Below are 13,853 nucleotides of genomic sequence, written 5' to 3' on the forward strand. Positions count from 1 at the left end.
TCAGGCTGGTGTGTCTGCCAGTTCGCGCCCGATGCGCAGCAACGCTCCCGTGGCGCCGCCGAGGTCGAACTCGGTCTGTTTGGCGGCCAGGAAGTACCGGTGCACGGGATGGTCGATGTCGATACCGACTCCGCCGTGCACGTGCACCGTGGTGTGCGCGACGCGGTGACCGGCCTCGGCTGCCCAGAACGCGGCACTGGAGACGTCGATGCCCGCCGGGAGATCCTCCGAGAGCCGCCACGCGGCCTGCGTCAGCGTCAACCGCAGTCCCTTGATATCGATGTAGCCGTCGGCCAGCCGCGACGAGACGGCTTGGAAGCTGCCGATCGGACGGTCGAACTGCTCACGCTCGCGGGCGTATTCAGCGGTGAGCTCAAGCGCCCGCTCCAGCACGCCGAGCTGATATGCGGTGCGGCCCAGGGTGCCGTGGGTGGTCAGCCACTCCAGTGTGTCGGCGCCGCCGAGTTGCCGTACTGCGGGGACCACGGTGCCGGAAAGTTCCAGCTGTGCGACGCTGCCGTGCCCGGTGGTGTTCAGTGCCGTGACGGTCACGCCCGGATCGTCCCCAGCGACCAGGAAGACACCCACACCTGAACCGGTTTCGGCCGGGACGAGGAAGGCGTCGGCCGACGGCCCGTAGCTGACCAGGGTGCGTGAGCCGGTGAGTCGGTATCCGGCGTCATCGGCCTGGGCCTGCACCGGGCCCTGGCCCATCTCGCCGTCGAGCGCGATGGTGAGAATCACCTTGCCTGCCACGGCGGGCTCTGCCCATCGGGCGCGCAAGTCGTCGGAGCCGAACGCCGCGAGCGCGCCCGCGGCCAGCACCACCGATTCGAGATAGGGCACGGCCGCGAGCTCGCGGCCCAGCGCGGTCAGCACGGCGGTCTGCTCCAGCACACCGAAACCACCACCGCCCACGGTCTCCGGCGCCGCGGCCGACAGCACGTCGGCGTCGATGAGCTTGTCCCACAGCCGACGGTCGAACCGCTGATCCAGGCCGTCGAGCTCACGCTGGTGTTCCGGCGTGCACACCGACTCCGTGATCGTGCGTACCAGGCCACCCAGGTCGGTGGCCGCCTCAGTCGTCTTGAAATCCATTGGGGTGCCGTCCTTACCGGTTCACTCGGGGCAGGCCGAGCGCAACCATGCCGATGATGTCACGCTGAATCTCGTTGGTGCCGCCGCCGAAGGTCAGGATCAGTGCGGACCGGTGCATCCGTTCCACCCGTCCGCGCAGCAGCGCGCCGGGGGAGTCGGTGCGCAGCGTGGCGGCGGTACCGAGCACCTCCATCAGCAGGCGGTACGCCTCGGTGGCCAGTTCGGTGCCGTACACCTTGGCCGCCGACGCGTCGGCGGGCGACGGCGCGGCATCTTTTGCCGAGGCCAGTTCCCAGTTGATCAGCTTGAGCACCTCGGCCTTGGCGTGCACCCTGGCCAGGTTGAGCTGTACCCACTCCGAATCGATCAGCCGCTTGCCGTGGGCGTCCTTGGTGTTCTGCGCCCACTCCCGGACCGCGTCGAGCGCCACGTAGATCGGCTGCGAGGACACCAGGGCGACCCGCTCGTGGTTGAGCTGGTTGGTGACGAGCTTCCAGCCGGCGTTCTCCTCACCGACCAGATTCGACACCGGGACCCGGACGTCCTGGTAATACGTCGCGCTGGTGTCCACCCCCGACATCGTGTGCACCGGGGTCCAGGAGAACCCCTCGGCCGTGGTCGGCACGATCAACATGGAGATCCCGCGGTGCTTCTTGGCCTCGGGGTTGGTCCGGACCGCCAGCCAGACATAGTCCGCATAGGCGATCAGACTGGTCCACATCTTCTGGCCGTTGATGACGTAGTCGTCACCGTCGCGCACCGCGGTGGTGCGCAGCGCCGCCAGGTCCGTGCCTGCTCCCGGCTCGGAGTAACCGATGGAGAAGTGCAACTCGCCCGACGCGATTTTCGGGAGGAAGAACTTCTTCTGTTCCTCGGTACCGAACGCCATGATGGTCGGCGCCACGCTATTGATCGTCAGGAACGGCACTGGAGCGCCGGCGATCGCCGCCTCATCGGTGAAGATCAACGACTCCATCGGCGACCGGCCCTGACCGCCGAATTCCTTCGGCCAGTTCAGCGTCAACCAGCCATCGCGGCCCATCTGCGCGACCGTGTCCCGGTAGACGGTGCCTCGACCCATCTCGCCGTCCGAGGAGCTCAGCGCCTCCACCCGGTCGGGCGTCATCAGTTGGGAGAAGTACGCGCGCAGCTCGCGGCGCAACTCCTCCTGCTCGGGGGTGTAACCGATCCGCATCCGCTGCATCCTCACTGCTTGATAGACCTAAACTCTCACCCGGTTGTAACACGTTCTAGTCTTGGGGTCCAGCACGGTACCGGACTGGTATTCCTCTTGCTGGGTCGTATTCTGTGGCTGCGCGCACGCGGCCCCGTGCGCAAACAAGTCTCAAGGAGGTCGTGATGCGAGTTGAGGTTGACCGTGATCGCTGCGAAGGCAATGCGGTGTGCATGGGACTCGCGCCGGAACTGTTCGATCTTGACGACGACGACTATGCCGTCGTGAAGTCCGATCCGGTGCCCGCCGAACAAGAAGAACTGGCCGAGCGGGCCATCGCAGAATGCCCCCGCGCCGCCCTGGCTCGGAAAGACTAGAGGTATTCATAAGTTTGACCCGCGCACGCGAGGAGCAGAAAAAGTTGAAGAGGACGCGAGGAGCGGAATGACAAACGACAACGCCCAGATCGACCTGTCCGGAAAGGTCGCCGTGGTGACCGGCGCCGCGGCGGGGCTGGGCCGGGCCGAGGCGATCGGACTGGCCCAGGCGGGCGCGACGGTGGTGGTCAACGACATGGCCGCGGCGCTGGAAGCCTCCGACGTGCTGGACGAGATCGCTGCGGCAGGTGCCAAGGGTGTTGCCGTGGCAGGCGACATCAGCGCGCGTGCCACCGCGGACGAGTTGGTCGCGACGGCCGACGGCCTCGGTGGCCTGGGGATCGTCGTCAACAATGCCGGGATCACCCGCGACCGGATCCTGTTCAACATGACCGACGAGGAGTGGGACGCGGTCATCGCGGTGCATCTGCGTGGCCACTTCCTGCTGACCCGCAACGCCGCCACCTATTGGCGGGCGAAGGCCAAGGCGGGCGATGGCACCGTCTACGGCCGCATCGTCAACACCTCCTCGGAGGCCGGGCTGTCCGGCCCCGTCGGGCAACCCAACTACGGCGCCGCAAAAGCCGGTATCACCGCCTTGACCCTCTCAGCGGCTCGGGCGCTCGAGCGCTTCGGAGTGCGGGCCAATGCCATCGCGCCGCGGGCTCGGACCGCGATGACGGCAGGGGTCTTCGGTGATGCCCCGGAGTTGGCTGACGGCGGCGTCGACCCCCTGTCGACCGACCACGTGGTGACGTTGGTGCGCTTCTTGTCCTCGCCCGCGTCCGAAGCGGTCAACGGGCAGCTGTTCATCGTTTATGGTCCAACTGTCACGCTGGTCGCGGCGCCCACTGCAGAACAGCACTTCACGGCGAATGCCGATGCATGGGCTCCGGCGGACCTCAGTGTGACACTGCACGACTACTTTGCTGATCGTGACCCGGAGCGTGGATTCTCGGCGACGAGTCTCATGATGTCACGAGACTGACGGTCTCGATCGTCGAGCTGGAGAAGGCGCTAGAACGTGTTTCAGATTGCTCTGAGTTTGATGCATTCTGAACTGGGAAAAGAGGGTTATTTCGACCAGTTTCGCGGTTCTTTGACACTGCGAACGTGTTCTAGTTAATATGAGCCGGCTCACTACGAGCACGGTAAGACCCAGGGGTGGGAGCGCCGCCACGGCGAGCGGTCACGGAAATTTCGCCGCCGCGAGATTTACGGCAACACCCCGCCCCTGAGAACGGAGTCGAGGTTGATCGAACAGCTTGCGGTTCCGGCCCGGGCCGTGGGCGGTTTCGTCGAAATGTCGTTGGACACCTTCGTCAAGATGTTCCGGCGGCCGTTCCAGTTCAAGGAATTCCTCGACCAGACGTGGATGATCGCGCGCGTTTCCCTGGTCCCCACGCTGCTGGTGGCGATCCCGTTCACCGTGCTGGTGGCATTCACCCTCAACATCCTTCTTCGCGAAATCGGTGCCGCCGACCTGTCCGGCGCAGGCACTGCGTTCGGCACCATCACTCAGCTGGGGCCCGTCGTCACCGTGCTCGTTGTCGCGGGCGCGGGCGCCACCGCGATCTGTGCCGACCTCGGCGCCCGCACCATCCGTGAGGAGATCGACGCCATGCGGGTGCTGGGCATCGACCCGATCCAGCGCCTGGTGGTGCCCCGCGTGCTGGCCTCCACTTTCGTGGCGCTCCTGCTCAACGGCCTGGTCTGCGCCATCGGCATTGCCGGCGGCTATGTGTTCTCGGTCTTTCTGCAGGGCGTGAACCCTGGCGCCTTCATCAACGGGCTCACGGTGCTGACCGGACTCGGCGAGCTGGTGCTGGCAGAGATCAAGGCGCTGCTGTTCGGCGTGGTCGCCGGCCTGGTGGGCTGCTATCGCGGGCTGACCGTCAAGGGCGGGCCCAAGGGTGTCGGCAACGCCGTGAACGAGACCGTCGTCTATGCCTTCATCTGCCTGTTCGTCATCAACGTGATCATGACGGCCATCGGCGTGAGAGTGCTGGTGCGGTGATGGGCATGATTGTTGCGTGCGCAAAGACCGTGGTCCAGGAAAAGGCGAAGGCATGAGTTACGACGCCACGCTCCGATTCCGCCGCCTGTTCCGCGGTGTGCCCAAGACCGTCGACGCGGTCGGCGAACAGGCACTGTTCTACGGCGAGACGATGCGGTACATCCCGAACGCGGTGACCCGCTACCGCAAGGAGACCATCCGGCTGGTCGCGGAGATGACGCTCGGTGCGGGCGCCCTGGTGATGATCGGCGGCACCGTCGGCGTCGCGGCATTCCTGACCCTGGCTTCCGGCGGCGTCATCGCGGTGCAGGGCTACTCGTCGCTCGGCAACATCGGTATCGAGGCGCTCACCGGATTCCTCTCGGCGTTCCTCAACGTGCGCATCGTGGCGCCGGTGATCGCCGGTATCGCGCTGGCGGCCACCATCGGCGCGGGCGCCACCGCTCAACTCGGCGCCATGCGCGTGGCCGAGGAGATCGACGCCGTCGAGGCGATGGCTGTGCACGCCGTGTCGTATCTGGTGTCCACCCGGCTGATCGCCGGGCTGATCGCGATCGTGCCGCTGTACTCGTTGTCGGTGCTGGCCGCGTTCTTCGCAGCCCGGTTCACCACGGTGTTCATCAACGGGCAGTCCGCGGGCCTCTATGACCACTACTTCAACACCTTCCTGATTCCCAGTGACCTGCTGTGGTCGTTCCTCCAGGCGATCGTGATGGCGATCGCGGTCATGCTGGTGCACACCTATTACGGCTACAACGCATCCGGCGGGCCCGTCGGTGTGGGCATCGCGGTCGGTCAGGCCGTGCGGACCTCGCTGATCGTCGTCGTGACCATCACCCTGTTCATCTCCCTGGCCGTCTACGGCGCGTCCGGCAACTTCAACCTCTCCGGATAGGTAGGCGATGTCAGACGGAGACGCCAAGCGCAGCCACGTCAGGATCGCCGCCGCGATCCTGGCGGCGATCGTGCTCGCGGCAGTGGTATTCACCTACCTGTCCTATACCGCGGCGTTCACCAACACCGACACCGTGACGGTGACTTCGCACCGCGCCGGTCTGGTGATGGAACGCGATGCCAAGGTCAAATACCGCGGCATCCAGATCGGCAAGGTCAAGAACATCGAGTACGCGGGCGACGAGGCGAAGCTGACGCTGTCGATCGACAGCAACGAGATGCGGTACATCCCCTCGAACGCGACCGTGCGGATCGCAGGCAACACCATCTTCGGTGCCAAGTCGGTGGAGTTCCAGCCGCCCGACCAGCCGAAGGAAACGTCGTTGCGACCGGGGGCCACCTTCGCGGCCAAGGACGTACAGCTCGAGGTGAACACGTTGTTCCAGACGCTGTCGGACGTGCTCAACAAGATCGACCCGGTCAGCCTCAACGCCACCTTCACCGCACTCGGCGAAGGCCTGCGCGGCCACGGCGACGATCTCGGCGCGGGCCTGGCCGGGCTGAACTACTACTTGCAGCAGCTGAATCCGAAGCTGCCGACGCTGCAGGAAGACTTCGCCAAGGCCGCGGTGGTGTCCAACATCTACGGTGACGCCGGTCCGGACCTGGCCAAGGTGATCGAGAATGTGCCGACGCTCAACAAGACGATCATCGACGAGCGCGACAACCTCAACGCCACGTTGTTGGCGGCGACCGGGCTGGCCAACAACGGCACCGCCACCCTCCAACCGGCTGCCGATGACTACATCGCGGCCATTCAGCGGCTACGCGCGCCGCTGAAGGTGGCCGGCGACTATTCACCGGAGATCGGCTGTGTGCTCAAGGGTGTCTCGGTGGGCGTCGACCGGTTCGCGCCGATCATCGGCGGCATCCGGCCGGGCCTGTTCGTCAACTCCAACTTCCTGCCCGGTGCCCCGGCCTACACATACCCGGAGAGCCTGCCGATGGTGAATGCCTCCGGCGGCCCGAACTGTCGTGGCCTGCCGGACGTTCCGTCCAAGCAGTTCGGCGGGAGTTGGTACCGTGCGCCGTTCGTGGTGACCGACAACGCGTACGTGCCGTTCCAGCCGAACACCGAGGTGCAGTTCGACGCACCTGCCACGCTGCAGTTCCTGTTCAACGGTGCGTACGCCGAGCGGGAGGATTTCTAGCATGACAACCGCTGGTCGTGACCGGACCCTGCTCAAGGTGAGCGTCTTCACCGTTGCCATGCTGTTGGTGGCCGGGATGCTGGTGGTGGTATTCGGCGAGTTCCGCTTCGCCGCGGTCAACAGCTACCACGCCACCTTCAGCGAGGCGTCCCGGTTGAAGTCCGGCCAGGATGTGCGCATCGCGGGGGTGCCGGTCGGCACCGTGAACGCGGTCAAACTCAACGCGGACAACACCGTTGACGTGTCGTTCGACGTCAACAAGCGCTATCAGCTCTACACCTCCAGCAAGGCCGCGGTGCGCTACGAGAACCTGGTGGGCGACCGATTCCTGGAGATCACCTCCGGTCCGGGTGAGCTGCGCAAGCTACCGCCGGGCGGCACTATCGCGAAGCAGAACACCCAGCCCGCACTGGACCTCGACGCACTGCTCGGCGGCTTGCGGCCCGTGCTCAAGGGGCTGGACGGCGCGAAGATCAACGAGATCTCCAACGCGGTGATCGAACTGATGCAGGGCCAGGGCGGGGCGCTGTCGAACATGTTGGCCAGCACCGGGGCGTTCACCCAGAACCTGGCCGCCCGCGATCAGCTCATCGGCGACGTGATCAACAACCTCAACACCGTGTTGGGCACGGTCGATGACAAGGGCGCCCAATTCGACGCCAGCGTCGACGAACTGCAGAAGCTGATCACCGGCCTGGCGGAGGGCCGCGATCCGATCGCGGGCGCCATCGCGCCGCTGGCCTCGGCGGAGAACGACCTGACCGACATGCTGGAGGCGTCCCGCCGACCGCTGCAGGGGGTCATCGAGAACGCCCGACCACTGGCCCAGCGGTTGGATGAGCGCAAGGGCGATGTCAACAAGGTGATCGAGCCGCTGGCCGAGAATTACCTGCGGCTCAACGCCCTCGGCGCGTACGGCTCGTTCTTCAACATCTATTACTGCTCGGTCCGGTTGAAGATCAACGGCCCGGCCGGCAGCGACATCCTGATTCCGTTCGGCGGCCCGCCGGACCCGTCCAAGGGAAGGTGTGCGCCGAAGAATGGCTAACAGACGCGAACCGAATCCCGTGCGCACCGGGATCATCGGAATCTTTGTAGTGGCGTGCCTGGTGCTGGTGTCGTTCGGATACACCGGGCTGCCGTTCTTTCCGCAGGGCAAGCCGTACGAGGCGTATTTCAGTGATGCGGGCGGGATCTCGCCCGGCAATGACGTCAACGTCTCGGGCATCACGGTCGGCAAGGTGAGCGGAGTGGCGCTGGCCGGGGACTCCGCCAAGGTCAGCTTCACGGTGGACCGCAACGTCAAGGTCGGCGATCAATCCCTGGTCGCCATCAAGACCGACACCGTGCTCGGTGAGAAGTCGCTTGCGGTGACGCCGAAGGGCTCCGGTACCTCGACGGTCATCCCATTGGGCCGCACCACCACCCCCTACACCTTGAACACCGCACTGCAGGATCTCGGTGGAAACGTCAGTGAACTCGACAAGCCGCGTTTCGAGCAGGCGCTGCAGACCCTGACCGACACCTTGCGCGACGCCACCCCGCAGTTGCGCGGTGCGCTCGACGGCGTGGCCAACCTGTCCCGCAGCATCAACAAGCGCGACGAGGCCCTGGAGCAGTTGCTCGGTCACGCCAAGCGGGTGTCGGATCTGTTGGCCCAACGGGCGGGCCAGGTCAACCAACTGGTCACCGACGGCAACCAGCTGTTCGCCGCGCTCGACGAGCGCAGGCAGGCGCTGAGTAACCTGATCGCCGGTATCGATGATGTGTCGCACCAGCTTTCGGGTTTTGTGGCGGACAACCGGGTGGAGTTCAAGCCGGCGTTGGAGAAGCTGAATCTGGTGATGGACAACCTGCTGGAGCGTCGTGAGCACATCGGCGAGGCGCTCAAGCGGCTGCCGGGGTACGCGACAGCGCTGGGCGAGGTCGTCGGTTCCGGTCCTGGCTTCCAGATCAACCTGTACGGGTTGCCGCCCGCAACGATGTCGGAAGTGCTGCTCGACACTTACTTCCAGCCCGGCAAACTGCCAGACAGCTTGGCTGACATGCTGCGCGGCTACATCTCCGAACGCGTTATCGTGAGGCCGAAATCCCCATGACACAAGATAATTCGGGATCCAGCCGGAATCGCTGGCTACGTATCGGGCTCGCCGCGCTGCTTGTGGTGACGCTGGCGGTCGGCGTGTACCAGGTGTGGCCGTCACGTGTCGGGCACAAGCTGACGGCCTACTTCAGCAACGCCGTCGGGCTCTACCCGGGCGACGAGGTGCGCGTGGTCGGTGTTCCCGTGGGCCGGATCGATTCGATCGAGCCCAGGCCATCGGATGTCAAGATCGTCATGACGATCGATCGGGACGTCAAGGTGCCCGCCGACGCCAAGGCGCTGATCATCTCGCCGAACCTGGTGGCCGCGCGGTTCATTCAGCTCACCCCGGCATACACCGACGGCGACGTGATGGCCGAGGGTGCGTCGATCCCGCTGAATCGCACCGGCGTCCCGGTGGAATGGGACGAGGTCAAGGAACAGCTGACCCAGCTGAGTACCCAGCTCGGACCGCAGCAAGGTTCGGTGCAGGGACCGCTGTCGCAGTTCGTCAACCAGGCCGCCGACACCTTCGACGGCAACGGCGACTCGTTCCGCAACGCGCTGCGCGAGCTGTCGCAGACCGCGGGCCGGCTGGGGGATTCGCGCACCGACCTGTTCGGCACGGTGAAGAACCTGCAGGTCCTCGTCAACGCACTGTCCAACAGCAATGAACAGATCGTGCAGTTCACCAACCACGTGGCCTCGGTCTCACAGGTGCTGGCGGACAGCAGCAGCGGTTTGGACAGCACGTTGTCCACGCTCAATCAGGCCTTGACCGATGTGCGCGGTTTCCTCAACGAGAACAACGACGCGTTGATCGCCCAGGTGGGCAAGCTCGCCGACTTCACCCAGATCCTCACCGATCACAGTGACGATATCGAACAGATCCTGCACGTCACGCCCAACGGGTTGGCGAACTTCTACAACATCTACAACCCGGCCCAGGGCACCGTCGGTGGTCTGCTGTCGCTGCCGAACTTCGCCAACCCGGTGCAGTTCCTCTGTGGCGGCAACTTCGACACGGGTGCGAATCCGGACAACTACAAACGCGCCGAGATCTGCAGGCAGCGCATGGGTCCGGTGCTGCGCCGCATCACGATGAACTACCCGCCGGTGCTGTTCCACCCGGTCAACACGATCACCGCCTACAAGGGGCAGATCATCTACGACACCCCGGAAACCGAGGCGAAGTCCGAGACTCCGGTGCCGTACCTGCAGTGGCAGAACGCCCCCGGTGTGACCCCGCCGCAGATTGCGCCGGACGCGACCCTGAGCTCGCTGATCCTGCCTCCCGAGGCGCCCACCAACTCCCACGTTGGTGGCCCCGAGGTTCCTGCACCCGGCCCGGCGCCCGCACCAGGCCCGGAGCCCGCGCCAGGCCCGGCGCCCGCGCAGGAAGGTGCGGGCGGATGATGCGAGGTAAGGCCTTGAGAGGTAAGGCGACCCGGATGGGTTCGCGCACGGTGGCGCTCGGCAGCGGCGCGGTGCTGCTGGCCGGTTGCCAGTTCGGCGGACTCAACTCGCTGAACATGCCCGGCACCGCCGGTCACGGGAGTGGCTCCTACACCGTCACCGTGGCGCTGCCCGATGTGGCGACGCTGCCGCAGAACTCGCCGGTGATGGTCAACGAGGTGACCGTCGGCAGCGTCTCGGGCGTGGACGCGGTCCAGCGCCCCGACGGATCCTTCTATGCGGCAGTCGAACTGTCCCTCGACGGGGACGTCAGGTTGCCCGCCAACGCCACTGCCAAGGTTGCGCAGACCTCGCTGCTGGGTTCACAGCACGTCGAATTGTCGGGACCGACCGAAGGGCCGGGGGAGGGCGAGCTGAAGCAGGGCTCGAACATTCCGCTGGCGCACACCGGCCGCTACCCGACCACCGAGGAAGTGCTGTCCTCGCTGGGCATGGTCGTCAACAAGGGCAATCTCGGTGCGTTGCAAGACATCACGGATGAGGCCTACGCCGCGGTCGCCGGGCGGGCAGGCAGCTTCGCGGATCTGATCCCCAGGTTGGCCGAGTTGACCGGGTCGCTGGACCGGCAGACCAACGACATCATCGCCGCGGCCGAAGGCCTGAACCGGTTCGCCGACGTCCTGGCTCGCAGCAAGGACAACCTGGGCCGCACCCTGGACACGCTGCCCGGTGCGCTCAAGGTGCTCAATGACAACCGGGCCAACATCGTCGACGCCTTCGGCGCGTTGCGCGGTTTCGCCGAGGTCGCCTCCCGCATCCTCTCGGAGACCAAGACCGATTTCGCGGCCGACCTCAAGGACCTCTACCCGGTCATCAAGGCGCTCAACGACAACGCCGACGATTTCATCAAGGACCTGGAGTTCCTCCCGACGTTCCCGTTCCACTACAAGTACCTGCAGCAGGCGGTGCGGGGCGACTACCTCAACGTGTTCGTCACGTTCGACCTGACGCTGCGCCGGTTCGGTGAATCGATCTTCACCACCGGGGCCTTCGACCCGAATATGCAGCACCTCAACGAGGTGATCAACCCGCCGGACTTCCTGACCGGAGCGCTGGCAAACCTGTCCGGTCAAGCCGCCGATCCGTTCAAGATCCCACCGGGAACCGCGACACAACATGAGGAGCCGTAGATGATCGACCGGCTCACCCGTCTGCAATTGTCGATCTTCGGGATCGTCACGGTGCTCACCGTCGGGGCGATCTCCCTGTTCTATCTGCACCTGCCCGCGGCCGTTGGCATCGGCACCTACGACATCAACGCCAACTTCGTTGCCGGTGGCGGCATCTACGAGAACGCCAACGTCACCTACCGCGGCGTCACCGTGGGCCGGGTCGAGTCGGTCGGGTTGGCCCCGGACGGCGTGGTCGCCAGGATGCGGCTCAACAGCAACACCGCGATCCCGAACAACGTGACCGCGACCGTCAAGAGTGTGTCGGCAGTCGGCGAGCAGTACGTCGACCTGGTGCCACCGGAGAATCCGTCGTCGGACAAGCTGCGCAACGGCGGCACCATCGATCAGCAGAACACCAGGGTGGGCCAGGACATCGCCGGGCTGCTGCACGAAGCAGACACCTTGGTCAGCAGCATCGGCAACAGCCGGCTGCAGGATCTGTTGCGCGAAACCTTCAAGGCGTTCAACGGATCCGGGCCCGAGCTGGCCCGGCTGATCGAATCCGCGCGCCTGCTGATCGACGAGGCCAATGCCAACTACGGCCAGACCACCCAGCTGATCGACCAGGCCGGGCCGTTCCTCGATGCTCAGATCCAGAGCGGCGACAACATCCGTTCCCTCGCCGACGGACTGGCCCGGCTGACCGGGGAGGTGGCCCACGCCGATCCCCAGCTGCGCTCGACGCTCCAGACTGTGCCCGGCACGACCGAGGCGGCGAACACCGCGTTCACCGGGATCCGGCCGACGTTCCCGATCCTGGCCGCCAATCTGGCCAACTTCGGCCGCATCGGTGTGATCTACAGCAAGTCCATCGAGCAGGCGCTGGTGATTTTCCCGGCGCTGATGGCGGCGCTGAACACGGTCGCCGGTGGTGCGCCCGCCGACGAGGGCGCCAAGCTCGACTTCAAGATCGACCTGGGTGACCCGCCGCCATGTTCGGTCGGTTTCGTCCCGGCGACCCAGATCCGGTCCCCGGCAGACGAGACACTGCGGGAGCTCCCGCCCGATCTGTACTGCAAGACCGCCCACAACGACCCCGCGGTGGTGCGCGGCGCACGCAACTATCCGTGCATGGAGTTCCCCGGCAAGCGTGCACCCACCGTTCAGCTGTGCCGCGATCCGAATGGGTATGTGCCGCTGGGCAGTAACCCGTGGCGCGGTCCGCCGGTCCCTTACGGCGACGTGCCGATCACCGACGGGCGCAACATCCTGCCGCCCAACAAGTTCCCGATGATTCCGCCGCAGGTGGATCCGGACCCGGGTCCGCCGTCGGTGCAGCTGCCGCCGGGCGTGCAGCCGGGGCCGGGGCCTGCGCCACACGCACCGTTCCCGCTGCCCGTACCGCCCAATCAGCCGGGTACCCCGCCGCCGCCGTGGCCGTACTTCGCACCGCCAGATCAGGTCGTGCCGCCGTACGGCCGTACACCTCCGCCACCTGCGGATATGCCGCCGGCTCCGGCTCCGGCGCCACCCCCGGCCGACGCACCGCTGCCTGCTGAGGCGCCACCGCTGGCAAGCCCTGCCGGGATCGGCGCCTACGATCAGCACAGTGGGGTCTTCGCCGACGGCGATGGCGGCACCGGTGTCTACGCGCCCGGTGCGGACGATCTGCGACCGGCGGAGACCTGGGTAGACCTGATGTTGGATCCTAGGCAGGCTTGATGACCGAAGACACGGCCTTAGAGACGCAAGAATCGAGGCCGGTGCGCCGTCGTGCGTCCCGGGCAGCCGGCCCGGCCGCCGGTGAGGCGACCGGTACGACGACCGCGGTGAAGACCGAGGCACCGACCGTCGCGGCGCGGCCGACACAACCGGTCAAGCCGCCGCGGCGGCCGCCGCACCGCAAGCTCGTGGCGATCTGTGCGGCCGCCGTGCTGGTCGTCGTGACCGCGGCGATGTCGGCGGTGGTGTACCTGATGATGCATCAGCAGCGTGAGGTGGACGCCGCGCAGGCACGCGATCAGCAGTTCGTGGACACCGCGAAGCAGACCGTGGTCAACATGTTCACCTACACGCAGGACACCATCGACGAGAGCGTGAACCGGTTCGTCGACGGCACCAGCGGGCCGCTGCGCGACATGATGAGCCAGGGCAACAACGTCGACAACCTCAAGGCACTGTTCCGCGACACCAACGCCACGTCGGAAGCGGTGATCAACGGAGCTGCCCTCGAGAAGGTCGACGACATCGCCGACAACGCTTCGGTCCTGGTATCGGTGTGGGTGACGGTCGCCGACGTGGACGGGGTCAACTCGCCCACCCGGCCCTACCGGCTGCGCGTGATCGTCCACGAGGACGACAACGGCCACATGACCGGATACGACCTCAAGTATCCGGACGGGGGAAATTAG

The 13,853-nt window shown here is 65.9% G+C and carries 13 protein-coding genes; 11 read left to right on the forward strand and 2 right to left on the reverse strand.

Going from position 1 to position 13,853, the window contains the following annotated elements; genetic code table 11:
• Both M1247_RS30785 and M1247_RS30790 read right to left on the reverse strand, forming a co-directional pair.
• The gene (locus tag M1247_RS30785) at positions 1 to 1,098 is read right to left on the reverse strand and encodes an acyl-CoA dehydrogenase family protein (RefSeq protein ID WP_317160213.1); all 1,098 of its coding nucleotides are present in this window, start codon (positions 1,096 to 1,098) and stop codon (positions 1 to 3) included.
• Positions 1,099 to 1,111: 13 nt separating this feature from the next.
• Positions 1,112 to 2,293, reverse strand: coding sequence for an acyl-CoA dehydrogenase (locus tag M1247_RS30790; protein WP_317160334.1), 1,182 nt, complete (start codon positions 2,291 to 2,293; stop codon positions 1,112 to 1,114).
• A 164-nt stretch (positions 2,294 to 2,457) separates the two neighbouring features.
• On the opposite strand from M1247_RS30790, the gene M1247_RS30795 reads away from it, so the two are divergent.
• The 11 genes from M1247_RS30795 to M1247_RS30845 all read left to right on the forward strand — a co-directional run bounded on the left by M1247_RS30795 (position 2,458) and on the right by M1247_RS30845 (position 13,853).
• Positions 2,458 to 2,649, forward strand: a complete 192-nt coding sequence (locus M1247_RS30795; protein ID WP_317160214.1) for a ferredoxin — start codon at positions 2,458 to 2,460, stop codon at positions 2,647 to 2,649.
• A gap of 67 nt (positions 2,650 to 2,716) precedes the next feature.
• Positions 2,717 to 3,637: a 3-oxoacyl-ACP reductase gene (locus M1247_RS30800; protein ID WP_317160215.1), complete on the forward strand. Its 921-nt coding sequence runs from the start codon at positions 2,717 to 2,719 to the stop codon at positions 3,635 to 3,637.
• 264 nt (positions 3,638 to 3,901) lie between these two features.
• The gene (locus tag M1247_RS30805; protein WP_317160216.1) at positions 3,902 to 4,666 is read left to right on the forward strand and encodes an MlaE family ABC transporter permease; all 765 of its coding nucleotides are present in this window, start codon (positions 3,902 to 3,904) and stop codon (positions 4,664 to 4,666) included.
• 52 nt (positions 4,667 to 4,718) lie between these two features.
• On the forward strand, positions 4,719 to 5,561 hold the full coding sequence (locus M1247_RS30810; protein ID WP_317160217.1) for an MlaE family ABC transporter permease: 843 nt from the start codon (positions 4,719 to 4,721) through the stop codon (positions 5,559 to 5,561).
• Between the two features lie 7 nt (positions 5,562 to 5,568).
• On the forward strand, positions 5,569 to 6,771 hold the full coding sequence (locus tag M1247_RS30815; RefSeq protein ID WP_317160218.1) for an MCE family protein: 1,203 nt from the start codon (positions 5,569 to 5,571) through the stop codon (positions 6,769 to 6,771).
• A 1-nt stretch (position 6,772) separates the two neighbouring features.
• Complete coding sequence (locus M1247_RS30820) at positions 6,773 to 7,819, forward strand: MCE family protein (protein ID WP_317160219.1); 1,047 nt, start codon at positions 6,773 to 6,775, stop codon at positions 7,817 to 7,819.
• The gene (locus M1247_RS30825) at positions 7,812 to 8,870 is read left to right on the forward strand and encodes a virulence factor Mce family protein (RefSeq protein ID WP_317160220.1); all 1,059 of its coding nucleotides are present in this window, start codon (positions 7,812 to 7,814) and stop codon (positions 8,868 to 8,870) included. The genes M1247_RS30820 and M1247_RS30825 overlap by 8 nt, the downstream gene beginning before the upstream one ends.
• Positions 8,867 to 10,270, forward strand: a complete 1,404-nt coding sequence (locus tag M1247_RS30830; protein WP_317160221.1) for an MCE family protein — start codon at positions 8,867 to 8,869, stop codon at positions 10,268 to 10,270. Before M1247_RS30825 ends, M1247_RS30830 begins: the two co-directional genes overlap by 4 nt.
• A 35-nt stretch (positions 10,271 to 10,305) precedes the next feature.
• Positions 10,306 to 11,460, forward strand: coding sequence for an MCE family protein (locus tag M1247_RS30835; protein ID WP_317160335.1), 1,155 nt, complete (start codon positions 10,306 to 10,308; stop codon positions 11,458 to 11,460).
• Positions 11,461 to 13,164 carry a virulence factor Mce family protein gene (locus M1247_RS30840; protein WP_317160222.1) on the forward strand — a complete coding sequence of 568 codons (1,704 nt, stop codon included), beginning with the start codon at positions 11,461 to 11,463 and terminating at the stop codon, positions 13,162 to 13,164. It abuts the gene before it with no gap.
• The gene (locus M1247_RS30845; RefSeq protein WP_317160223.1) at positions 13,164 to 13,853 is read left to right on the forward strand and encodes an Rv1363c family protein; all 690 of its coding nucleotides are present in this window, start codon (positions 13,164 to 13,166) and stop codon (positions 13,851 to 13,853) included. The genes M1247_RS30840 and M1247_RS30845 overlap by 1 nt, the downstream gene beginning before the upstream one ends.

Source organism: Mycobacterium appelbergii (genome assembly GCF_032883035.1).
GTDB lineage: Bacteria > Actinomycetota > Actinomycetes > Mycobacteriales > Mycobacteriaceae > Mycobacterium > Mycobacterium appelbergii.